Source organism: Trichocoleus sp. DQ-A2 (assembly GCF_039961915.1).
Classification (GTDB): Bacteria; Cyanobacteriota; Cyanobacteriia; order Cyanobacteriales; family FACHB-T130; genus FACHB-T130.
In genome coordinates, this window is the sequence record NZ_JAMPKD010000020.1 from 1 (window position 1) to 24,401 (window position 24,401).

16 protein-coding genes and 1 pseudogene are annotated in these 24,401 nt (G+C 46.6%); 6 read left to right on the forward strand and 11 right to left on the reverse strand.

The window, feature by feature from the left end:
* Positions 1–90 (forward strand): annotated as a pseudogene (locus tag NC997_RS19105) (IS5/IS1182 family transposase); the annotation flags it as partial.
* A gap of 738 nt (positions 91–828) precedes the next feature.
* Here NC997_RS19105 and NC997_RS19110 read toward each other — a convergent pair.
* Positions 829–3,504, reverse strand: a complete 2,676-nt coding sequence (locus NC997_RS19110; protein ID WP_190529112.1) for a zinc metalloprotease HtpX — start codon at positions 3,502–3,504, stop codon at positions 829–831.
* A gap of 102 nt (positions 3,505–3,606) precedes the next feature.
* Positions 3,607–9,780 carry a CHAT domain-containing protein gene (locus NC997_RS19115; protein WP_199306261.1) on the reverse strand — a complete coding sequence of 2,058 codons (6,174 nt, stop codon included), beginning with the start codon at positions 9,778–9,780 and terminating at the stop codon, positions 3,607–3,609.
* A 211-nt stretch (positions 9,781–9,991) separates the two neighbouring features.
* On the opposite strand from NC997_RS19115, the gene NC997_RS19120 reads away from it, so the two are divergent.
* The 3 genes from NC997_RS19120 to NC997_RS19130 all read left to right on the forward strand — a co-directional run bounded on the left by NC997_RS19120 (position 9,992) and on the right by NC997_RS19130 (position 13,927).
* The gene (locus NC997_RS19120; RefSeq protein ID WP_190529114.1) at positions 9,992–12,070 is read left to right on the forward strand and encodes a prolyl oligopeptidase family serine peptidase; all 2,079 of its coding nucleotides are present in this window, start codon (positions 9,992–9,994) and stop codon (positions 12,068–12,070) included.
* Positions 12,071–12,208: 138 nt separating this feature from the next.
* Positions 12,209–12,646 carry an NUDIX hydrolase gene (locus NC997_RS19125; RefSeq protein ID WP_190529116.1) on the forward strand — a complete coding sequence of 146 codons (438 nt, stop codon included), beginning with the start codon at positions 12,209–12,211 and terminating at the stop codon, positions 12,644–12,646.
* Between the two features lie 162 nt (positions 12,647–12,808).
* A complete protein-coding gene (locus NC997_RS19130; protein WP_190529118.1) occupies positions 12,809–13,927 on the forward strand; it encodes a phosphodiester glycosidase family protein in 1,119 nt (372 codons plus the stop codon).
* Positions 13,928–14,060: 133 nt separating this feature from the next.
* Here NC997_RS19130 and NC997_RS19135 read toward each other — a convergent pair whose 3' ends face one another.
* From NC997_RS19135 to NC997_RS19155, 5 genes are all read right to left on the reverse strand, one after another.
* Positions 14,061–14,543, reverse strand: coding sequence for a hypothetical protein (locus tag NC997_RS19135; RefSeq protein WP_190529120.1), 483 nt, complete (start codon positions 14,541–14,543; stop codon positions 14,061–14,063).
* Between the two features lie 85 nt (positions 14,544–14,628).
* Complete coding sequence (locus tag NC997_RS19140; protein WP_242031455.1) at positions 14,629–15,984, reverse strand: glycoside hydrolase family 3 N-terminal domain-containing protein; 1,356 nt, start codon at positions 15,982–15,984, stop codon at positions 14,629–14,631.
* Positions 15,985–16,011: 27 nt separating this feature from the next.
* Positions 16,012–17,121, reverse strand: a complete 1,110-nt coding sequence (locus NC997_RS19145) for an FAD-dependent oxidoreductase (protein ID WP_190529122.1) — start codon at positions 17,119–17,121, stop codon at positions 16,012–16,014.
* Between the two features lie 153 nt (positions 17,122–17,274).
* The gene (psbQ, locus tag NC997_RS19150) at positions 17,275–17,745 is read right to left on the reverse strand and encodes a photosystem II protein PsbQ (RefSeq protein WP_242031456.1); all 471 of its coding nucleotides are present in this window, start codon (positions 17,743–17,745) and stop codon (positions 17,275–17,277) included.
* 79 nt (positions 17,746–17,824) lie between these two features.
* Positions 17,825–18,676, reverse strand: a complete 852-nt coding sequence (locus NC997_RS19155; protein WP_190529229.1) for an alpha/beta fold hydrolase — start codon at positions 18,674–18,676, stop codon at positions 17,825–17,827.
* Between the two features lie 436 nt (positions 18,677–19,112).
* Here NC997_RS19155 and NC997_RS19160 point away from each other — a divergent pair, with 436 nt between their 5' ends.
* Positions 19,113–19,544 carry a hypothetical protein gene (locus tag NC997_RS19160; RefSeq protein ID WP_190411960.1) on the forward strand — a complete coding sequence of 144 codons (432 nt, stop codon included), beginning with the start codon at positions 19,113–19,115 and terminating at the stop codon, positions 19,542–19,544.
* A 24-nt stretch (positions 19,545–19,568) separates the two neighbouring features.
* Here NC997_RS19160 and NC997_RS19165 read toward each other — a convergent pair whose 3' ends face one another.
* The 3 genes from NC997_RS19165 to NC997_RS19175 form a co-directional block, all read right to left on the reverse strand.
* Entirely contained in the window at positions 19,569–20,069 is a 501-nt protein-coding gene (locus NC997_RS19165) for a hypothetical protein (protein WP_190529123.1), read from the reverse strand.
* Positions 20,047–20,199 carry a hypothetical protein gene (locus tag NC997_RS19170; protein ID WP_190529125.1) on the reverse strand — a complete coding sequence of 51 codons (153 nt, stop codon included), beginning with the start codon at positions 20,197–20,199 and terminating at the stop codon, positions 20,047–20,049. The genes NC997_RS19165 and NC997_RS19170 overlap by 23 nt, the downstream gene beginning before the upstream one ends.
* Before the next feature lie 201 nt (positions 20,200–20,400).
* Positions 20,401–20,817, reverse strand: coding sequence for a DCC1-like thiol-disulfide oxidoreductase family protein (locus NC997_RS19175; RefSeq protein WP_190529127.1), 417 nt, complete (start codon positions 20,815–20,817; stop codon positions 20,401–20,403).
* Between the two features lie 615 nt (positions 20,818–21,432).
* Here NC997_RS19175 and NC997_RS19180 point away from each other — a divergent pair.
* Complete coding sequence (locus tag NC997_RS19180) at positions 21,433–23,121, forward strand: NAD(P)-binding protein (RefSeq protein ID WP_190529130.1); 1,689 nt, start codon at positions 21,433–21,435, stop codon at positions 23,119–23,121.
* Between the two features lie 101 nt (positions 23,122–23,222).
* Here the strand turns inward: NC997_RS19180 and NC997_RS19185 are convergent, their stop codons facing one another.
* Positions 23,223–24,368 (reverse strand): hypothetical protein, encoded by a 1,146-nt coding sequence (locus tag NC997_RS19185; protein ID WP_190529132.1) that lies wholly within the window; start codon positions 24,366–24,368, stop codon positions 23,223–23,225.
* Positions 24,369–24,401 lie beyond the last annotated feature (33 nt).

Sequence of the window (24,401 nt, forward strand, 5' to 3'; positions counted from 1 at the left end):
AGCAAGGATTATGAACTACTGCCAGAGGTCAGTGAGGCAATGATTTATGGAGCTATGGTACGACTGATGCTCAGCCGTCTCACTTCTTAGTCTCAACTTTATAAATCAGCTCTGAGGATTTCATCAACCAATTCTCCTAAATTAGGGAATGCCCAACATCTTAGCATCAGAACTAAAGATGTCTATCCGCTCATTTTTATCTGGATAAAGTAGAGGATGCACGCTTGCGATCGCGCGGTTCTAGTTCGGTTTAAATCTTGCAGCGAGAGATTAAAAATTGCGAACCGCCACAATTCGGCGCTATCGGGATTACTCTCAAATAATTTAGCTTCCGTTAGATAGTCAGAAGCCGAGTTGACTTCCAAAATGGGTCTATACAAGCGAAATGATTTAACAATATAAATTTTGAAATTATTCCTAATCTAATGATTGCCGATTTTATTTTTAGGAATATAAAATCAGTCGTTGCTTCGCAGGCGACGCCGAGAAAGCGAAGGAACAGAAATAGATGAATTCACGACGGATCTAAATCTTTTGACGATTCAGGTTGAAGAAGCGCGATCGCTGAAATTCTCTCTTTTTGCATACGCCTTTTGGCAGGTAAGTATGCTAAAAAAAACCAGCCACTCGCGGCGACTGGTCAAGCTTGCTGTGTTGGGAGGAGGAAAACCTGATGCCAAGACGAAAAAGCTATGCAATTATCCCGTAGATAGCCAACCTGCGTCTCGATACACTAAGTCGTCCCTTGTTAAGGAATGTAACACATTTTTTTCAAAAGCTGCAATATTTATTTACAAACAGTCATTTGTGCGTGTGCCAACTTGTGCATTAAATGCCGAACAAAATAATGTAAGTTCCCCAAGCCGCAGCTAAACAGGCAATAATCGTTGACCAGATAGGGTGCCGACTGAGACTGGTAATGCCGCCTTGGGTTCGTAGGGTTTCTAAGTCAATCCAGGGAGTCGCGCCTCGCCGAAACCATCCAGTTGCAGTGACTTGCCGATTTACGAAGTCGCTGGGACGAGTGGACAAGGGTAAAAGATTACCAATAGAACCCAGTTGAGAGCAATAATGTAACTTAACCAAGCCGGTGTCGGTTTGTAGGATTAAATCCTGTCCCAGCCAGTTGCTAATCCCTTGACGCCCCAAGAGTTTTCCTTGCAGACGCACCGGCTGACTATCGACAGGTAAAGCATCGATTCGAGTCGATAAATCGGATAGGTTGGGGTTCGTTTGCAGAGTGGAAGCTTTGATATCTGGAAAGAAGGAATTGATCCGCAAAAAGGTGCCAATGCTAAAACCTATCGGCAGACAACCGACAAGGATCGTCCAGTAATCGTCGAGTATCCATGCAAGTTGCCGGATTCCCAGCCAGCTGCCAATCCACCCCAACAGCCAGAACAAGCACCCCAAGGCTAAACCAGACAAAATGCCAAAGAAGGGGGCACCTTGTAACCAAAGTTTTGACTTTTTAGTTTTAAGCGAAGATGCTCGAATCCGCTGTTCGGACATTTGAGTGAAGTCAAGTTCTGTCTCTAGCTTCCAGTGGCGGGCGTAGAGGCATAACAAGTACAGGCGATCGCCCATTAAAGGATGACTATTGTTGATGACCATCCACTGCCGATGGGGGTTGAGGTAGCCCCATTGCAACAGGGATTCCCAAGGTGTCTGGGAGGGAAAGCTGCCCAAGCTGATGGCTTGCCGATATCCCACTGGCGTCAGTGAATCAAAGCCTTCCAAAAGCCAGCGGGTAGACTGGTGTTTTTGGATATCAGCAGCAATGCCACGGGTAACTTTCAATAAAGCGCGGGAGAAGGCATTTGGGTTGCCAGTGATATCTGCCGCTATGCGATCGCTATAGATAATTCGCAGCCGCGACAGCCACAAACCGATAAAGCAAACTAGCCAAAATAAGCCGTAACTCAAAGCCGAAACAACCACCGCTGGAATCTTTAGCAGGGGGCTTTGTAAGCGGTCTCCCCACTGCGCGACTTGTCGGTACAAGGTGTAAGGAATCTGGGCGATGAGCATGATGAGGGACATCACTGCCAAATTCAATCCCAACGGTAAACAAGCCAGGGCAATCCACCAACAAGTCCAAGCCCAGTCTGAGTTCCTCAACAGGCTAAAAAAGCCTCCAATCAGGAACATTATGGTTGCCATCACCAAACCGACCAACTTGTTTTGGACAATGTGCCCCAACTCGCTGGCATAGACTGTGGCGATTTCATCCTCTGCCAGTTGATCTAAGAGTCCTTGACTGACCACAATTCGGGCAGTGCGAGGCAGATTTCCATAAGTGAGTGCGACTGGGGCGCTGATGGGTAAGATCCGCAAAGTCGGCACGGGCAAACGGCGCTGTCCGCAATAGCGGGGTAGCATCTTGGCGGCTTCTGGGCTGAATTTAGACAGCGCTGACAGCGACAGCGGTTGCATCTTCTCAAATTGCTTGAGGAAGAAGTCTAGTAGCAAGGGAGACAGACACGCTAGCAGCACCAACACGGTCACGATAGGCCAAGTCGGGTCTTCGTAAAAAGCTGGGATAGGCTGCAAAAATGGCAGGTTGATGAGGAAGTTGTTCGTCGTCGTCATCAAGAACTGCACGAAAACGCGAATTACCCAGAAAAGCGCGATCGCAGTCCCTGCTTGAAGCAACCACAGACGTTCTGGTTTCACTGCTGGCATTGCTCGCCATCCTTTGGCGCGTCCTGCTTGACGCCAGCCAATAATACTGGTCGATTCTAGAATTTTCTCATCTGTTGGCGTCTCAGATGGCGTCTCAGATGGCGTCTCAGATGGCGTCTCAGAAATGGCCCCTGTGTCTGCTGCTGTATCTGGCGCAATCGGTGCTTCTATCGGGGCGGCTACTTCTGCCTCTAGGTTGCTTTCCGCTTCTTTCCCTTTGCCCTGTACTAAGGGTGAGTTGGAGGGTGTTACCTTTTGTACTGGCTTAGTGCTGTTCGCCCTGACGCTTTCAGAGGCAGGTTGAGCGGCTTTTGCCCCCTGTGCGGGTGAAGTGGCAGGCGTTTGCAAGGGGACAAACCCGGTCGCGTCTAGAGCAGGCGACACGGATGGCTGAGGCTTTTGAGGCGGTTGGTCTAAGGGAATAAATCCGGTGACATCTGACGCAGGCGCAGCCCCTTGTGCGGGTGAAGTGGCAGGTGTTTGTAAGGGGACAAACCCGGTCGCCTCCGACGTTGGTGGAGGGGAAGGCGTTTTTTGAAGTTGAGGATAACGATTGACCAAATTAGCCAAATTCCGCTCTCCCCAGTCCTTCACCTTGGGATATTTGCTTTGACTGAGGGTTTGACAAAGCGCGATCGCTTTGTCGATTTCGCCAGTGCGTTCATAGGCAACCACCAGCCCCATCTGAGCGCGAAGGACTGTCTTTTGACTCAACTCAAACTCGCAAACGCCTTCTAGGTGGGCGATCGCATCTGGATAATTTCCCTGTTTCAGGGCTGCTAGACCAGCTTCCAGAGAGGGATTAGGAACAGAAGCCATAAAAATTCAACAGCACTCGGCTTCCTTCCAAGATACCCTCACTTCAGCGATCGCCTATCATTCAGCCAATTTTGAATTTTCAACCGCAGATGGCTACCCGTTTCAGTTGGATTCACCAATTAAAGTAAAAGCCGCCCAGTCTCTAGGGTCGGGGTGTTGTTTCATGGTTGTTAGCATCGCTTGCCGCAATGCTTGGGAGCGATCGGGGTTGAGCTGGAGATTTTTGTAAAACTCGGTCATTAAAGAGGCTGTTGGTGCATCGGGAACCGACCACAAAGAGACAATGACACTCGGAATACCCGCACTAATAAATGAACGTGATAAGCCAATCACTCCATCCCCGGTAATTTTTCCTCGTCCGGTGTCGCAAGCACTCAAAACGACTAATTCTGCATTAAGCTTCAGGTTTAAAATTTCAGAAGCCGTGAGTAAACCCTCATCTGAACCGGATGGAGCCAAAGCGATCGCACTGTTCAATCCCTGGATATCATCAAATATCCCATGTGTTGCCAGATGGATAATTCGGGCAGAAGGCAATGCTTGCGCGATCGCGGCTTTAGTCGCTTGCTTCCCTGTAATCGCCTGAGTCTTGAGCAGTTTAGCAATCTCTTTAGCTTCCTGTTCCGCCCCCGACAAGTTCGATAACTGCTCGGCGGGTTCTCCAGGTTTCAGCACCACCTTAGGCATTGTGGGATTGCCGACTATCAACGCATTCTTGCTAGAAAAAGTCCGTGTATCCCCCAAAACCCGTTTTGTGCGCTGATGGGTTAAATCCAGCATTTGAATTGAGGGAGCCGTCAGAATGGTATGTTTTTCTATCAGGTATTTACCAGAAGCATCTTGGAGAGCTGGAAATGGCGCGAGGAACAGCGCATCTTGTGGGATAAAAATCACGCGAGCATTTGGATCAACAGGTAGCTCTTCCGCAATGGGTTCAATCACCAGTTGATGGAGTTGCTGTAATCGTTTGGTCGGGCTTTCTTCCTCTATCAGTTCCGCTACAATACCGCCACCGCGCCCCCTTACCGCTATAGATTCACGGGTGTTGGCAACAAGGTCTTGTAGAGAAAGATTCTGTTTCTGCCACAGGGGCTTGAGGTCAGATGTCCGAAACGTCACTTCACCTGTAGGCTTGATAACCCAAATATAGAGTTCTGATTCCTTTGTTTGTTCTTTCCCTTGAACTTTGAAATTATCGTAAATAATCGAATATTCAACAAGGGTTGCATTTTGTTCCTTGGCAACTTTTTTAATCAGTTCAATATTGGGCGTAGTAATGCTAAATTGCTCTTTCGGGTTAGGAGATAATCGAGAAGCCAGTAATTCCACAATAGCCCGCGCCCTGCCCCGTTCGGCAATTTCCAGTGCTTCATTAGTTTTGTTCTGAACAATTAAAACTTCTTGTAGTAGGCGGTAAGTACGAGCTTGCCTTTCAAAGATTGACACTTTATTAGCATCATCTAATTTAATTCGGAGATTTTCCCAAATCTCAACTGCCTTGCGTAGGTGTTGTTCGGCTTCTGTGACCTTGCCAGCTTGACGCAGAGCATTAGCAAGATTATTCAAAGCATTGGCTTCGCCTTCCTTGTCTTCCTGTTGCCGTGCTTTTTCTAAACTCTGTTGATGTAAGTCAATTGCCTTTGCCGCATCACCAAGGGTTAAGTAAATATTTCCCAAACCTGCCAGGGCTTCAATTGGGTTAAATTCTTCTGCTTCTTTATAAAATTGAAGGGCTTTGTTATAGTCACCCAAGGCCTGGTAAATTCTTGCCAAATTGACTTTATCTTCTGCTATGCCAGAAGTGTTTTTCTCTGCTTGGTCGATGGCTAATGCTTGCAAATAATCTTTAATTGCCTTGTCAGAGTTGCCTTGGGAGTTGTAAGCATTGCCTCGACCTCTGATAACTTCTGCTTTGCTTTGTTGGTCTTGGTTCTGCTCTAAGATTTTTAAGGCATCGTTGTAATACTGAATTGCTTTGTTATAGTCAGCTAAGGAATTATAAACACTGCCCAGATTTGAGAGATTTTTAACCTGGATTTTGAGGTAATTAAATTCTTTAGCGATTTCCGATGCCTGGGAGTAGGATGCGATCGCATTGGTATAGTCACTCAGGCAATAATAAGCATTGCCCAATTTTTCCAGCATTAAACTTTCATTTTCGTGGTCTGCGATTTCCCGATAGATTTTTAATGCTGTTTGCCAAGGCTGAAACGCTGCTGAACAATTGGGGGCGTAGAATTCTAAGTCTCGCAGTCTATCTGCTTCTAATTGTGGAGTCGTAGCAATTTTTAATAGCGGCTCCAAAATGGCAATTTGCTTGCCAGACAAGTTCCATATACGGGCAGTACCATCATCGGATGCGGTAACAATCAGCTTTCTATCAGGGTTAAAGTTGACACTATTGACCCTATCTAAATGCCCTTTGAGTTCAACAAACAGCTTATCTTCTGTGTCCCATATACGGGCAGTAGCATCAAGATGCGTGGTGATTATAAACTTTCCATCCGGGCTGAAACTACTAGTCCCCCTGATAGAAGTTTCATACCCTTGAAGTTCTTTTAGTAACTTCCCTGAAGTATCCCATACTCGGGTAATACCATCAGTAGATGCAGTGACAATTAGTTGACCATCCGGGCTAAAGTTAGCATTGATAACGATGCCTTGAGCTGCTTTAAGTTCTGCTAACAGGTTGCCTGAGATATCCCACACACGAGCAGTGGCGTCATAAGAAGCAGTAACAATCAGCTTGCTGTTCGGGCTAAAGCTAGCACTTGTGACGTAATCTTGATGCCCTTGAAGTTCTGCTAGCAGCTTACCTGAGGTATCCCATACGCGAGCCGTTTTGTCATCAGATGCGGTGACAATCAGCTTACCGTCTGGACTAAATCTGGCACTGTTGACTCTGCCTTGATGCCCTTTTAGTTCAACGAACAACTCACCAGAAGTATTCCACACACGAGCTGTTCTGTCCAAAGAGGCAGTGACAATCAACTTTCCGTTTGGACTGAAACTAGCGCTATGGACTATGCTATTGTGAGCTAGAAATTGGGTGAGCAACTTACCTGATTTATCCCAGAGACGGACGATGCCGTTTTTATATGCACTGACAATCAACTTTCCGTCAGAGCTAAAGCTGGCATTGTTGACTTGGTTATTCTGATATGAAAACTCAGTCAGCACCTGACCTGACGTATCCCAAAGATTGGCAATGCCGTCATCAGATGCCGTAACAATCCTTTTCCCGTCCGAACTAAAGCTGGCGCTCCAGACTGGGCGATTATGCCTAGTAAGTTCTGCCAATAACTTACCCGACAAATCCCACACACGAGCAGTACCATCAAAAGATGCGGTGACAATACGTTGTCCATCTGGGCTGAAACGTGTCTTCCATACTTGTTTCTGATGCCCTTTGAGTTCTGCTAGCAACTTGCCAGAAATATTCCACACATGGGCAGTGCCGTCAAACGATGCAGTGACAATATGCCGTCCATCCGAGCTGAAATTAGCGCTGACAACATAGTTATGAGCTTGGAGTACTGTTAATAGTTTCCCAGAAACGTCCCATACACGAGCGGTACCATCACCGGATATCGTAATAATACGTTGACTATCTGGGCTAAAACTAGCACTTGAGAAAAGTCCAACAAAACGGTTACTGCTTACAAGAGTTTGGCTTCCTTGCAGTATCGCCAGTAGCTTCCCAGAAGCATCCCATAACCGAGTAGTACCATCCAAAGATGCAGTAACAATCAGCTTTCCGTCTGGACTAAAAGTAGCACTGTTGACAGCATCTTTATGGCCTTGGAGTAGGGTTAGTAATTTGCCAGACACATCCCATACACCAGCAGTACCATCATAAGAAGCAGTGACTACCCGCTTACCGTCTGGACTAAAATTGGCAGTTTGGACATTCTTATAATGACCTTGCAGTACAGCAAGCAGATTACCAGAAGCGCTCCAAATACGAGCAGTGCCGTCTGAAGAAGCGGTGACAATCTGTTGACCATTTGGGCTGAAATTAGCATCTTGAACAGTATCGTTATGACCTGTGAGTATTGATAGCAACTTGCCAGAGGTCTGCCATACACGAGCAATACCGTCACTTTCTACGGCAACCATCCGTTGTCCATCTGGACTGAAATTTGCAAAAAAGGAAATGGGCTTGGAAAAGCTGCGCCGAGGTTTCGCTTTATGTAAAGAAGGGGTTTGAAACAATCTCAGCAGTGATAGCTTTTTGCTAGATACATTCCACACACGAGCCGTACCTTCAGCAGATGCAGTAATAATATATTGTCCATCTGGGCTAAAACTAGAATCATTGACAGAAAACTTATGCCCTTGGAGTGCAGCTAGCAATTTGCCAGAAACGTCCCATACACGAGCAGTACTATCAACGGAGGCGGTGACGATACGCTGTCCATCTGGACTGAAACTAGCTTTCCAGACTTTTGCCTCATGCCCTTGGAGTACAGCTAGCAACTTGCCTGATACATCCCACACGCGGACAGTATAGTCATCAGATGCAGTAGCAATCAATTTTCCATCCGGGCTAAAACTGGCACTGTTAACAGAACTCTGATGCCCTTGGAGTACAGCTATCAACTTGCCCGATACATCCCACACGCGGGCGGTGAAGTCCCAAGAGATTGTCACAATTAATTTGCCATTCGGGCTAAAACTGGCACTTGTGAGATTATCCCGATGCCCTTGGAGTACAGCTAGCAACTTGCCCGATACATCCCACACGCGGGCAGTCTCATCCCAAGATGTAGTGACAATCAGTTTTCCATCCGGACTAAAACTAGCACTAGTGACATCTCTCTTATGTCCTTTAAGTTCAGTTACCAGTTTGCCGGACAAGTTCCACACACGAGCTGTTTTATCATCAGATGCGGTAACAATCAACTTACTATCTGGACTAAAACTGGCAGTTCTAACATCATCCTGATGACCTTTAAGTTCGGCTAGCAATTTGCCCGAAGTATTCCACACACGCGCTGTTTTATCATCAGATACAGTAACAATCAGTTTTCCATCTGGGCTAAAAATAGCACTGGTGACATTGCCCTGATGTCCTTTGAGTTCAGTTATCTGCTTACCGGACAAGTCCCAGACCCTAGCGGTGTCATCTTCAGATGCAGTAACAATCAGCTTACCATCAGAGCTAAAACTCCCACTCCTGAGAGTGCCTTGATGCCCTTGCAACTCAGTTAGCAAATTACTACTCGTATCCCACACTCGCGCCCTACTATCACTAGACGCCGTAACAATCAACTTGCCATCCCGGCTCCAACTGCCGGTGTTAACACTTCCCTCATGTCCTTGCTGCATGGCAAGCAACTTACCCGATACATCCCAGACACGGGCGGTTCTATCCAGAGACGTGGTAACAATTCGCTGTCCATCCGGGCTAAAACTAGCACTGTACACACTATCCCGATGCCCTTTAAGTTCCGCCAACGGCTTACCAGACAAATCCCACACTCGTGCCGTTTTGTCATCCGATGCGGTAACAATCCGCTTTCCATCGGGGCTAAAGCTGGCACTCCAGACTGTGTCAGTATGCCCTTGCAGAGACGCGATTAATCGCGTCTCTGCGCCAGACGCATCCCAGACACGGGTAGTTTTGTCAGCAGATGCTGTGACGATACGCTTGCCATCTGGGCTAAAACTGGCACTGTAAACACTACCTGAATGTCCTTTGATTTCTAACAACTGTTTGCCGGAAGTGTCCCACACGCGAACAGTTTTGTCAGCACCTGCGGTGACGATACGCTCTCCATCGGGACTAAAACTGGCACTATAAACATACCCTTGATGTCCAGTCAGTTCTACTAGCTGTTTGCCCGACAAATCCCACACACGGGCAGTCCCGTCAAACGATGCGGTGACAATGCGATCGCCATCGGGACTAAAATTTGCACTCCGGACACTTGCTGGATGCCCTCGTAGTTCCACTACTAGCTTGCCAGAGGTATCCCACACCCGCGCAGTACCGTCAGTTCCGGCGGTGACAATTAGCTTGCCATCTGGGCTAAAGCTGGCACTGTTGACACTCCCCTGATGCCCTTTGAGTTCAGCTTCTTGTGCGAAGTAATCAATAAAGCTGCCTGATACAGCAGGTTTGGCGGCGGGATTTTGGTCTAATTTCTGGTTATGGGGGGTTTGCGCGATCGCCTTCATATCAAATATGACTGGAAAATAGACAGGCAAGGGGGTTGAGATACCGAAGGCGAACCAGGGAAGAAAAAATAGACCAATTCTTGGGAGACGCATAAATCTCAATGAGGACAGCGCGATCGCGATTATCTACTGGAATACTTATCTCTCACAATTTGGCACTTATGTAATTTGCTCTCTAGTTTTTTGCCAGAAACTGGGTTGCTCAAAGAATTACCCGTGCAAACTGGATTGAGAAGGAAGCGATCGCCCTCTTCTCAACCAAATCTGGCGCTAGACTGGACAGTGTTACCAAGAGTCCAACCCTATGCAGTATCCAGATAAAGCCCTTACTTATCCAACTAGCCAAAAAGTCGATCAAGTTGATGACTATCACGGAACAAAGGTATCTGATCCTTACCGTTGGCTAGAAGATCCGGACTCGCATGAAACCAAAGCTTGGGTTGAGGCTCAAAATCAAGTTACTTTTAGCTATTTAAATGAAATTCCGGTTCGGGAAAAAATTAAGCAACGGCTAACCGAACTGTGGGACTACGAAAAATACAGTCTTCCGTTTAAAGAAGGCGATCGCTACTTCTATTTCAAAAACGACGGCTTGCAAAATCAAAGCGTTCTCTATACATTAACGTCCCTGGATGGCGAGCCAAAAGTTTTGCTAGATCCCAACAAACTTTCAGAAGATGGCACTATTGCTTTGTCGGGGATTTCGATTAGCGAAGATGGGAATTTGATGGCGTATGGTTTATCCACCTCTGGTTCAGATTGGCAAGAATGGAAGGTACGCGACGTTGAGACGGGCGAAGACCTTTGCGATCATCTCAAGTGGATTAAATTCTCTGGTGCGTCTTGGACTAAAGACAACCAAGGCTTTTTCTATAGCCGCTACGATGAACCGAACGAAACCAGCAAATTAGAAGATATTAACTACTATCAAAAACTTTTCTACCACCAACTGGGTAAGCCACAATCTGAGGATATCCTCGTCTACGATCGCCCTGACCAAAAAGAATGGGGTTTCAGCGGTGGCGTCACCGAAGATGGGCGTTACCTAATTATCAGCGTGTGGCGAGGAAGTGACCCTAAGAATTTGGTGTTTTATAAGGATTTCACAAATCCAGATGCGCCCGTAATTGAACTCATTAGCGAGTTTGAAGCTAGCTATAGTTTTATCGATAATGATGGCTCAATCTTCTGGTTTCGCACGGACTTAGATGCCCCTCGCGGTCGCGCGATCGCAATTGATACCTCCAATCTTCCCTCTGCTCCAATAAGTAAAGAGGAATGGCAAGAAATCATCCCGCAGGCAGAAGAAGTCCTCGAAGGTGTGGGCATCCTCAATAATCAGTTTGTGACTGAATATCTAAAAGATGCCCGGACTCAGATTAAAATCTTTGAGCTGAACGGCTCCTTTGTACGGGAAGTCGAGTTACCGGGAATTGGTTCGGCTGGAGGCTTTGGTGGTAAGCGCTACGATACGGAAACCTTCTACAGCTTCACCAGTTTCACAACACCCGCCACTATTTATCGCTACGACATGGTCAGTGGTGAAAGTACAATGTTCCGTCAACCGAAAGTTGATTTCAACCCTGATGATTACAAGACAAAGCAGATATTTTATCGCAGCAAAGATGGCACCCACCTGCCCATGTTTATTACCTACAAAAAAGGGCTGCAACTAGATGGAAGTAACCCTACTTATCTCTATGGCTACGGCGGTTTTAACGTCTCCCTGACGCCTAGTTTCTCGGTTGGCAATCTGGTGTGGATGGAGATGGGCGGGGTCTATGCTGTCCCCAATTTGCGCGGCGGCGGCGAGTATGGAGAGGAGTGGCACCAAGGCGGCACGAAGCTAAATAAGCAAAATGTCTTTGATGATTTCATCGCGGCGGCGGAGTGGCTAATTGCTAACGGCTATACAACCCCGGAAAAACTTGCTATCGGCGGCGGCAGTAATGGGGGATTGTTGGTGGGTGCGTGTATGACTCAGCGCCCGGATTTATTCGCTGCGGCGTTGCCAGCGGTGGGAGTGATGGATATGCTGCGCTTCCATAAATTCACGATTGGCTGGGCTTGGACTTCGGATTATGGTTCTCCGGAAAACCCGGAGGAGTTCAACGCGCTTTATGCCTATTCGCCGCTGCACAACCTCAAACCTGGGACCTCTTATCCAGCCACGATGATTACAACAGCGGATCATGACGATCGGGTGGTGCCTGCCCACAGTTTCAAGTTTGCTGCCGCTTTGCAAGCAGCTCATACAGGTGTTGCACCCGTATTAATTAGAATTGAGACTAAAGCGGGACATGGGGCTGGGAAGCCAACGACTAAGATTATTGAGGAAGTTGCGGATCGGTGGGCTTTCCTGGTGCGGGAGGTGTTCGCGTAGCGACGCGGATGCGCGAGAGCGATCGCTCAACTCAAATCGATTGCTATCTCACTCAATCATCAGTCATTATCTGCCTGGTTTGAAGAGCAAATCCAAGGAGCAATCCCCTATCAAACATCGCCAAAAAAGATAAGTTCCATGAATCTAAAATCAGCCCAGCGTTATCAGCAGTCGGCGGTCATCCCCTATCGCATCAAAAACGGAAAAATCGAAGTTTTGTTGATCACTTCCTCAACAGGAAAACGCTGGGTGATTCCTAAAGGAATGATTGAGCCGTTTATGACCCCGCAAACTTCGGCAGCCAAAGAAGCCTGGGAAGAGGCGGGAATCATCGGTCAGGTGCTACCGACTTTGGTGGGGACTTACGAGTATCAAAAAGGGGGAGGCACCTGCCAGGTTGAGGTATTTTTAATGCAGGTGAAAACGGTGCTGGAAGTTTGGCCCGAAGCTAGCTTTAGAAAGCGACAGTGGGTGAGTGTGAAACAAGCGGTTAAGCGCGTTGAGGAAGCCGAACTCAAACGCATTTTCATGACTTTCGCCGATACCTTATTCACTCTACAATCACCTCTCGAATAGCCTGAATCGTTGATGGGGCTACAAGTGTAGGTATTTTTCAGGAATCTTTGAAAATCGCGGCTTCTGCTAAAACTGAGTAGAGCGATCGCTCTTGTTGATGCACGCGATCGCTCTACTCCCATCGCTCAATATTTAGTCGCTAGACGAGAAGTAAGCGAAGTTATGCCAGATCGAAAACAACCCAATGGTTGCCGTAAAATGCTGCGGCGCACTTTTTTATTTTTAGTAGGTTTGGCACTTGCTCAATTTTTAACCGAATTCTTCTCAATTCCCCAAAACCGCTCCAATTTTGCTAGTCTCGTTCGTCAGTTATGGGAGAAAGCGATCGCTTTATGGGAGTCTCAAAACGGGGTGGCTCAAAACCCTTTACCTAGCAGTACGCCAACACCAATAAGCAGCGTTTCTCCTGAGCCTTTACCTTCGCCAACTCCAAAAACCAGCGCCACGCCTAAACCATCTCAACCGTCCTCCAAAACCAAAGTAAATCCCGCTGTTGCCAAAGGAAAACCCGTGCAACTTACCCAAAAAACAGTGGCTGGGGTGTCTTTTTATCAAACCACGATTGACCTCTCTGACCCAGAAACTTTCATCACTCTGGGATTAGCAAATAATGCGACTTATGCCAACGGGCCAACGGTGAGCAATGGTGATGAACCTTTTGCCCAGTTGGTAGCGCGTCAGAAGGCTGCTGTGGTAGCCAATGGCACCTTTTTTGATAAAAGTAACCAGAAGTGGGTGATGGGTAACATGGTGGCGGCTGGCAGATTTCTTAAATACAGTCGCTGGGAAAATTATGGGACTACCTTGGGGATTAAAGCAGGTAATCAATTAGAAATGATTACCGCCCGAACAGAAGGACAGCCGAATTGGGATCAACACTGGTTTTCAATTACTTGCGGACCAAGACTGATTAAACAAGGAAAAATTTCTATCTCGCCGCAATCAGAAGGCTTTGCCGATCCTCATGTTCTCGGTGTAGGATATCGGACTGCGATTGGGTTTCCAGCGAATCGAAAACAGTTATTTTTAATTTCTTTTCTTGCTAGTCTATCTTTACAACAAGAAGCCAACATTATGAAAGCGATTGGCTGTATTGAAGCAATGAATTTGGATGGTGGTGCTTCAGAAGCTTTAGCCCATAATGGAAGAATTTTACTTCCCGCAGGACGGAACCTGACGAATGTAATTGTTGTTTATGACACTAATTATCCTGCTCCTTCAGCTTTGAAAACATCTTGGCAACGCTTTCAAGCAGGCGATCGCCCCTCGATTCCTTTATAGCCGTCCCAAATGATTCGTGAAGGAGAGATTACCCGACTTCTCCAGGAAGTCGGGGATCTGAAGCACTAGCATCTCACCCCTAAAATAGGATTGCTTTATCAGCTTCCTCTTTAGATTTATCTTTTGAACAGCGTTAAGCATTCGCAGAGAGAAAAGGAATACTCTCAGCAAGCGGATCGTTAACACTTATCCCTTGTTTACTTGCCCAATACTCACTTAAAAAGTGAATTTGTCTCAAGCCAACGATTAGATTTAAACCTGGTACAAAAATCCACCAGACAACCAGTGGTTCTTTCATTCCAGCTTCGCTGTAGAGTTCGTTTACAGTTTTATAGAGTCTGAACTGCACAATGTAAATCCAGGCAATTCCCAGCAAGGAAAACCAACCAAACCCGCCAGGAACATCTGGATCGAATATACGCAACAATTGGGGAACTGCTACCCCCAAAACAAAAGGCGCTAAGCATAAAGTTCCTGACCAACCATAACCTTTATAGCGACGTAATTCTTCTTGGATTATCCACTTATACCAACCGTAATACAGCATTAGGGTAATAATCGATAAAAGAATCACTTGCCAGAGGGGACGGAGTTTTCCTAGAGGCTTGCTAGACATATTGACGGCTGAAGTGCTAAAGTTTTGCTCTATTATTTACATTTATTAATATACAGCAAACACCTCGCTAACGCCGCCTCTAATCTCAACCGTTTGTTCCACTTATCGGCAACCCTTTGGGCAATCCATAGAGAGCCTTTTTGGTTTGCTCTAACCTGTTGCTACTTTTTATTAGCAGTTCATTTTCTAATTGGTGCTTATTATCAGCTTTGATTAAAGCATCCATCGCTTCATAATATAAATCATTATCGTAAGCAATCAATATCAAATCAACTCCGGCATTCACCGCCTTGACGGTAGCATTTCTCAAACCATCTTTACTGTTGTAAACTGCATACATACAAAAATCGTCAGTGATTAAAACCCCATCTTGTTGCCAATCATTTCTAATTATGCTGATTACTTTCTGGGAAAAGGAGACGGGATGTTCAGCATCTACCGCCATCAATTTAGCATGACCCAGCATTGTAAAAGCCTGAGAATTACTCATTAATGTCCGGAAGGGTACCCAATCATCCTGCGCTAATTCATTCACGGAAGTATGCAATTCTGCACTTTCAAGATGGGTGTCAGTCTCTACTCTTCCCAATCCCGGAAAATGCTTAATCGTACATCTAACTCCATTGGCTTCTAGCGTCTGACAATATAACAAAGCAAATTTTTCAACGACTTCTTTATCAGATGAAATAGCTCGTTTATAAATCTTAGAAAATTTATCGTTTGGATTTATCACTCCTTTGTTTAAATCCAACACAGGGGCAAAATTTAGATTAATTCCAATTGTAGATAGCTCACTTGCCTGAGTTTTGGCATACTTGATGACTTTCTCTTTTGCTTGTTCTATATTTGCCGACTCAGAAATAACTTTTGATAATTGAGGTAATCGGGTTAGAGGGGGAGATAATCGAGATACTACACCCCCTTCTTGATCGGTCGCTATCCATAAAGGAGATAAACCTTGACTGCGGCGAATCTCCTGCAAAGCACTAATTTCTTGCTTGATATCTTCTTGGGTTTTATTTTTAATATTTCTGGTTGTAAGAAATATACCGCCTATGGCTTTTTTAGAAACTAGGTTCTTGACTTCATTCAAGTCTCGATAGCCAATAATAAAGTGCTGACCTAGCTTTTCTATTTGGGATGGTTTGGCATGGAATAGACTTTGTTTCAGTAAGTTAAATCTTATTTCAACTGTTAAAGCTGTAAGAAGACTTAGGCAAGCAATCACGAGGATTGTTTTATTCAGAAATTTTTTTTTAAGCTTCGAGGGGGTAAAAGCTTTAATTTCAGTAAAAATTAAAGCTAAATTGATTGCGATTAAACCTAAAAAGAAATAAAACTTTATGCTTGGGAGGAAAGGCGCTCTTAAATTAAAGGCAACGAATAAAAGGGCGATCGCTAAAAATAATTTAAGTATTTTAAATAAAATAACCATTTGCATAAAACAGCAAAATCAGACATCTCACGATTATTTATCTTGATTGAGCGATCGCATAATCAGTTCCCGAATCGCTTGAGCGGTGGCGGGTGCGAGTAAAACGCCGTTGCGATAGTGACCTGTGGCGAGAAGAACATTGCTGTAACCGGGCAGAAGACCGATAACAGGGGCGGGGCGTCCTTCAGGGCGGGGACGCAATCCCGACCAAGTTTTAAGGATTGTGGATTGGGCTAGGCTGGGGCAAAACGCGATCGCTTGCTGTTTCACCTTCTCCAAAAGTGCTGCATCTGCCACTATCTCATCCCCATTATTGGGAAACTCCACCGTCGCACCAACCCAGTATTCTGTGTCCGTTACGGGCACAATGTGGACATCATTGCCTGTAATTGTCGGCTGGAAATCTGCGCGCCCCATTGGCTGCGCTAGGCGCAAGTGCAACGCTTGTCCCAATACCGGGCGGATATCAATCGGTTGTTTTAAAGACGCTGTGAGTGGGGTGGAACCAAGCCCCGCTGCCACAATTAACCAATCAACATCAACTTGCCCTGCGGTTGTTTGAATGTGGCGAATGTCCGTATTTGTTGCTTCCTCTCCTAAGACGGTAACACCAAATTTAAAGGTAACGCCGTTGAGTTGGGCAGCATCAACCAGCGCTAAAGTCAGAGCAACCGGGTCGAGTTGCCGATCTTGGGGAGAATAAATCGCGCCGACGATCTCATGACTCATCTCATGACTCAACTGAGGACAGCGAGACTGGAGTTGGGCGGCGTCCCAAATTTCCAGGTGCCAGCCTTGAGTGTGGCGAATTTCTACCAGTTTTTCCCAACGAGATAAATCTTCACCAGCAAAGCAGAGCATCAGAATTCCCTGGCGGTTGAAGGGGATCTGACGGTCTAAAAGCGCTTCTAGCTCTGGAATCAGGGTTTCATAGCGCTGGATGCTAGCCTGCCGCATTTTCCAGGCATTGCCCTTAATTTTGTGACTGATCGCGCCCATCAAGACGCCCAACGCAGCGCCAGTGGCGGCTTGTGCGGGTGGTTGCTTGTCCAAGACTGTAATTGTTAGCCCTGGAATTAAACTGAGTTCATAAGCGATCGCAGCCCCAACAACGCCGCATCCAATAATTACAACCTGACTCATCTGAGAGCGCATCAGAAAGAGCGCATGAGAAATGGGTAATCCGTAACGGGGTAATCGGTAATGACGATCAGCCCTGAATTCTGAGTCAGTAGAAACGAACTCATGACAAATGACCCAGGACTAATAACTTTTTCCCAATTACCCCTTAATTGGCTATGCCTTCGGAATCAAGTTCATAAAGGCGTCGAACTCTTGCAATACAGAGCGGAAATTTGTCACCGCTTGCTGATAATCCGCCTCTTTCGCAGCCTGATCGATTCTGACCAGATCGCTGAACAAATCTTTTGCTGCTTGACGCGCCGCCTGTTTGTCCTTAGGAGCCAAGCTATCTGCCACACGGTTCATATTCCGTCGCAAATCTCCTAGTGGCCCGTGAATAAATGTACCCACATCTACCCATCGCCGTTGTTGGATGAAGGTTTGCAATGTGTTAAGGCGATCGCGCTGTTCTTGAATTCCCGGAAGCGATTGCTGAATCTGCTCAATCTGAGCCGCCGTGTAAGTAGGAGCCGATTTCGTTGCCGCAGTTGCACTACCGCAACTAATCATAAATGTGGCTACCACTACCAAAATTAAACCCAAAATAGACCGATAACGTGCCATCATGCTATTTTTTGAAACCATGAATCAAATTTCCCCTGTTATTTTAGAGAAAAATCGGGAAAACGCGAGAGGAGAAGAGAAAAAGAGATGATATCACCCATTATCCAATTGCCTGACGACGCAGAAACCCTTGAATCGCATCGCTGACTTTGTCCGACCAATGGTCTTGAGGATAATGCCCGACTTCTTCCATCTTCATGATTTCTGCCCTCTGGATGGAACTCGCCAGCTGTTGCGCTTGAGTGAAGGGAAGCCAGGGGTCTTTCATCCCCCAGGCAATTAAAGTTGGCTGCGTCCAGCTTTGAAAACCGGATTCTATTTCTGCCATCGACTGCTGAAGCTGGAGATTCCGCACGGTGTACAGGAGACTTCGCCCCGCATCCGAACTTTTGAGGTAGGGACGGCGGTAAACGTCTAAATCCTTATCTGGGATGACGTAGCGGCTACCACCTTCTAAGGTTCTGTCCACCAAGAGCGGGTCTTGCGTCATCATATCGCCGACAAAAGGCAGACCCAGTTGTTGAATCTTCCAAGGCAGCTTGGCAGTCGTTGCCACAGGTGTATTGAGGATAACCAAGCGCTCGATTTTGTCTGGATGACGCAGGGCGTACTGGAGTCCCACAGAACCCAAAAATCCCTGAACAACCAGATAGAATCGCTCGATTTCCAGGTGTTGGATGAATTCTGCTAGTGCGTTGATGAAGGTATCGGGTGTATACGCAAAGTCCCGCCGCTCTGGTTTCGCCGAGAAGCCAAAACCAATCCAGTCAGGCGCGATCGCTCTATACCCTTTCTCTGCTAATCCGGGCATTACCCCGCTCCAGCTATAACTCTGCGACGGCAACCCGTGCAGCAGCAGAACTGGCAGGTTATCACTTCTACCAATCGGATTCTCTTCCCGGTAAAACCATTCCAAGGAACCGATCTTGATTAATTGCTCATTGGTTGACACTATCTTTGCCTGCACATCTCCCGGTTGCTTGAGCTTACCGCAAAAGCGGGAATCTCCGGCAAAGCAAGTCAAGTTTTAATTTTAGTATCCTGGTTAAAATTGCATCTACAATTCCGCTGTTGAAATATTAGAATTTCAAGGATTTCATGATAATTCAGCAATTTTTTCTGGTATATTATTAGGAGTTTATATTTATTTTTTACTCAATTCTTTATAATGGAAATTTAAGGGCAAGTTCAAAAAACGCACATATTTCCATTATTTGAATATACCTTAAAAAATAGCACTTGTATAGTATCCAGATTTACCATTCTTATCGCGTCAATGAATAAACTTAAAGAAGGATGCTCTACGAAGTTGCGAAATAGAGAACATCCTGTTATATTTAAACGCCAAAACAACTGAAAAAGCGCAAGTTTAGGGGAACCCAAGCGAAGTGAATGCAGCTGAACAGGCCACAAACATACAAGTCGCTAGTAAGATTGCTGCTGTTGTCAATCTCTACAAATCTGAGTTTCCTGATGCAAGAGCAGATTTAAAACCTTGGGCAAACGACCCGGATACTAGAGAGTTAGTCGATCCGGATTCAATTGATATCGGCTTCCATTTTCCGGGCAGAAGTCGCTTATTTCAAAGCCGCAGCATCTTGGTACAGATTCGCTTTTACGAAGACCCCGTGACCGGAATTCGCCGTGCTATCGGTGTCGAATTAGCAGGTTTTGACCATAAAGGCAAACAGTGGCTACTCTCGACCGTAGAGGAGTGGCAGTTTGTCGGGGAATCCCAGCCAGTGCCTGAAGTAGGGGAAAAGCTGAAGCACTTTTGTCGGCAAATATTTGAACTTTTCAACAGCGAAGAAATCGCTTAAGTCGAATGGGTAATCCCTAGGGAATTACTCGATGACTTGGGTTGTCTGAGCAATGACTACCGGCTTGCCTTCAAATTCGGCTTCCATTTTCTTCTTGACATTTAAATCATTCGTTAAGTTGTACTCTTTCTCAAAATCAGCCAGGACGAATTTACGAACTTGCCCTGTCACCGTAACATTCTTACCTTCAGCGATCGGAACTGTGGCAGAAACTGCATTCAAAACCAACACTTTTTCGCCACTGAATATTTTGTCGTCTTCTAACTGAAACGCTTTGGGACCAATAATTTCTTCAACTTCGCCACTGACCGTCACTGTCTGACCAATCAGTTGATCCGTGTTTTGAGCAACTTTTTCAACGGCTGTGGTAGGTTCAGGGGCAGCCGCTTCTTTCTGGACAGCTACGCAACCAGGAACAAGCATGGCAAGCAGCGCTAATGCGATCGCGCCGCCACTGTTCCAAAATCCTTCGGAAAAGCTCTTTGTTCTATCGGCAACCCGATTATTCGTAAATCTCTTGTTCATTGCCCAAATCTCCTAAATCTACTTCGCAGCTAGTCGCTACAGCAGTAGATAACCCCCCGATAAAACCTTGATAAAGCTTTTTTCCCGCCCTTGTTAAATCACCGCCCCAAGCCAGCAATTGTAAAACCAAGCCACCAGCTTTTAAGCGGCGACTTTTCGCAACAGGACAGCGATAGCTAACTATTATTTTAAAAACGAAAACTACTGCCTAGCGTCTACCTGGGGAAGGAAAGCTTTGGCGAGAGTATCCCAATGCTTCCCCTCTACTTTTAGGGTGTTGCCTTGTTTGGGCGATCGCTTTCAGTTTTCTACTGAATGTTTTTGTGAGTTCTTATTCCGTAACGCATCCCGTAGAACAAAAACTAACTGGATAACTAGATTGATAAGTGGAAGAACGCTTGCCAAAAATCGTGTAACGGTTATCGCGGATTTGTTCGTAAGTGCGATCGCCCATCCACTTCACCCCCGGTAAAGCTCGATATGCATCCACAAATACGCTGCCCATTGGCAACAATCGCCCAATTTCTTCTGCCGCATCACTTCCCTGCCACCGTCTCTCAGGCGTATCGGCATCAATCAAGATCATTCCCATTTCACAATCTTGGGATGTAATTCCAAAGTGTTTGAGGGCTTCTATATCTTGCATCGGGATGTATTGAAACATCTGCCCCTTATCTAAACTTTCCAGCAATTGCACAAGGGTGACACAGAGATTACAGTTGCCGTCATAAATTACGTGGTAAGTCATTGAGTTAACAGATGTTTTTATAAATAATTTGAGACATATTTTCGGAGCGTATATCTAAGCTGTAGATTTGATTTAACTTCAATGACTCAACATCTGAATAAGGAGGATACACCCTTTGAGATCCACTAACTTGACGGTATCGACTACGACGCAGTCGAGCGAATTTTTAGCTAATTACTAGGATAACCTAATCTACCAGTTTGCTAATTCTCTCGAAGGGCAGACCTAGTCTTGAAACTAACCCATAAATAGTCCACAGAGCTAAAGTTTCCAAGTAAAAGCAGAAAAAAACAGGTAGCAGTACCCAGCAATCCACACGCACAACAGTGCAAAAAAGAAGTGAGTTTGACATCTTGCACTGTTCTCAATTAGCTCCAAAACCCACGATAAAATCGATTCATTGGCGGATTTTATTGGCGGATTATTACAACTGGTGCAAGATGTGAGCGAAACGATCTCGCACTCACAACGCGATCGCCTGCATGGTGTATTCAGCGATCATCCCGACCGCCTGAAGACAAGCAATGTCTTAGCGGTGTATACGGCTACAGTCCTTTGAGCGGAACTCAGTAAGAATGTTCAATTGCACGAATATTTAGGCAGTGATTAGGCGGGATGAAACCCAAAATTATTGTCTGCGGCTTAGGTCTGACGGGGTATAAAATATTTTCCTTGCTAAGACAGCAGGGAGCGAGCGTGATTGGCATCCATGCCGAATCGATTCCTGGTGAAGATTATGATGTCGTAATAGGAGAATTACGGGCAGCTTCGACCCTGAAAGCAGCGGGGATTCAGGAAGCCCACACATTAGTGCTGGCTGGGGAAGACGAGGCGCTGAACTTAGCGATTCTCACTCAGGCACGAGTTCTCAATCCTCGGATTCGGATTATCAACAGATTATTTAATACGAGCTTGGGCGATCGCCTTAACCAGACGCTTGCAGATCACGTCACCATGAGCGTTGCTGCCCTAGCCGCGCCCGTGTTTGCCTTTGCCGCCTTAGGAAGTCGAGCGATTGGACAGTTGCGGCTGTTTAACCAAACTTGGCCCATCCACGAAGAATATATCGATGAAGTGCATCCTTGGATCGGTCGCAAGTTAAGTGACTTATGGGATGACCGTTCTCGGATGCTGATTTACTACTTGCCGGTGGACGGTCAGATGGATCTCATTTCTGCCGTCGTGTATGGGCAACCGTTACAAGCAGGCGATCGCTTAATTGTTGGCACCCAACCCAGCGTCCGCACCTCCGGCAAACCCGTACTTCCGAAACTTTTCAAAGTCCTGACCAACTTCCAACAGTTTCCGCAATACGGTCAACCGATAGCAGTTGTTACCCTAGTCCTCCTGATCACCGTTTTTGTTGCCACCCTCACTTATGTTTGTGTCGATGCAAAAATATCTGTCGTTGACTCCCTTTATTTTTCGGTTGGCATGATTACGGGTGCTGGTGGTAACGAGAAAGTCGCAGAACACGCACCCGACAGCATTAAAATCTTTACCGCAATGATGATGCTGCTCGGTGCTGGTGTAATCGGGATTTGCTATGCTCTCCTCAACGATTTTGTTTTAGGTACCCGGTTCAAACAATTTTGGGACGCCGCACGAGTTCCAGGGCGAAATCACTACATTGTGTGCGGACTCGGCGGTATTGGAGTTCAAATCGTCAACCAACTCCATACCCACGGACATGAGGTTGTTGTCATCGAACGCGACGCCAACAATCGCTTTCTCAACACCGTCCGCGCTTTGAAAGTGCCCGTGATTCAAGGAGATGCCAGTTTATCTGCCACCCTAAAAGCTGCCAATGTAGACAAGGCAGACGCCCTCTTAGCTGTCACCAGCGACGATATGGCAAATTTAGAGATTGCCCTTAGCGCTAAAGGGATTGCACCCAAATTAGCTGTCGTGGTGCGGAATCAAGACCCCCACTTTGCATCCCAAGCGCAAAAGGTGTTTGAATTTGATGCCGTACTGAGTCCGACTGAATTAGCCGCACCTTCCTTTGCAGCAGCGGCTTTAGGAGGACGAATTTTAGGTAATGGGATAACTGGCGATAGTCTTTGGATCGCCTTAGCCACCATGATTACACCAGGGCATCCGTTTTGTGGCAAGCGCGTTCAAGAATCGGCAATGGACGCCGACTTTGTGCCTTTGTATATCGAAACCAACTGCCAAACGATTCACGGTTGGGATGTTTTGGAAACTTGCCTTAGTGCTGGCGATATTTTGTATTTGACGATGCCAGCAAATCGGCTAGAGCAATTGTGGCGCGTGACGCCTTCTCAACTTCTAGCCAGTTGAGGATTCTGTACTGGCTAGAAGCGTTTAGTCAATTAGCTTTGTAGGGACACACAGCCCTGCGTCTCTACTGCTTAAATTAATTAACGCTGGCAGACCCTCCATTAACGCAGCAGCACTCGACTCCGAGGCCCAATGGGTTGCTCAGATGTCGTCAGCTCAATCGAGCATCCTGCCGTCTGCTCGTTGGCAGAAGATGAGACACTTGTTGCGTTACTCCCTTGATTAGGCGTACAACTGGTTGCAGCTGTTGCAGAAGACTCCAAGACCACATGATTAACCTCAGTAGAGTCATTGCGGCTGAAGAGTGAGGGAGGCACATTTGCCCCGGATGGGGATGGGGATGGGGTTCCTCCACTGGCTGGACTACCACCACTGCTAATGGGTGCTGGGGCAGATACTGGGGTGGTTATTGGGGAGGTTACTGGAGAGGTTACTGGGGTGGGTGTTGAGGAGGTGGGTGCTGGGGCGGGTGCTGGCGCTGGGACAGGTGTTGGCGCTGGGACAGGTGTTGGTGCTGGGACAGGTGTTGGCGCTGGGACAGGTGTTGGAGTAATTAAGACGGCATTCGCAGGCACTTTCACCTGTAATTTCACCGGCATACCACCGGCAGGAATAGTAAAAGAAGGGAGGGGTTTCGGCACGGTAGGGGGCAAGTTGTTGCCGAAATTGTATTCAGATCCAAAATCAAACACGGTGGGGCTGGTGCCTCCATTGGCATCGCTATATCTAGACCCCTGACCCCTAATTTCAAATACACCTTGATACTGTTGCCCAGTTTTTGGATCGGTGACAACGCCTTCCCAGAAGCCTCTGGCGACAAATTCATCCTGAATTGTGCCAAATAAGGTGGTTCCTTCTTGCCCGGTTTGCTTTTTGGGTTGAAGATTGCCGCTAGTTAGAACTGGAGAGGTAATCGTTCCATTCGTGGAGACAACGGGAATACCGCGAAAGTCTACATAATGAGTGCCATCGGCTTTGGTTCCTACATAGCCAGGATTGGGTGCAGTGTAGACGAGGACGCCGTTGCGGAAATATTGCCCTGCGGCATTAGTATCAACTCTAGTCGTGCTTTGGTTGAAATTTGGGTTGGCAGGGGGAAGGGTAAAGGTACCTGTGACTGTGCCAGTGCTATTGATGGTTACTTGGGCAAAAGCACCATCTGCTCCCAAGGCGACGATCGTCGCGGTTAAACTACTGCTAATCAGTAAGCTCAAGCTCAGCTGAGTTTTTGAAGATAGCGATCGCATAAATATTCTTTCCGATTGGTATTAGCCAAAAAA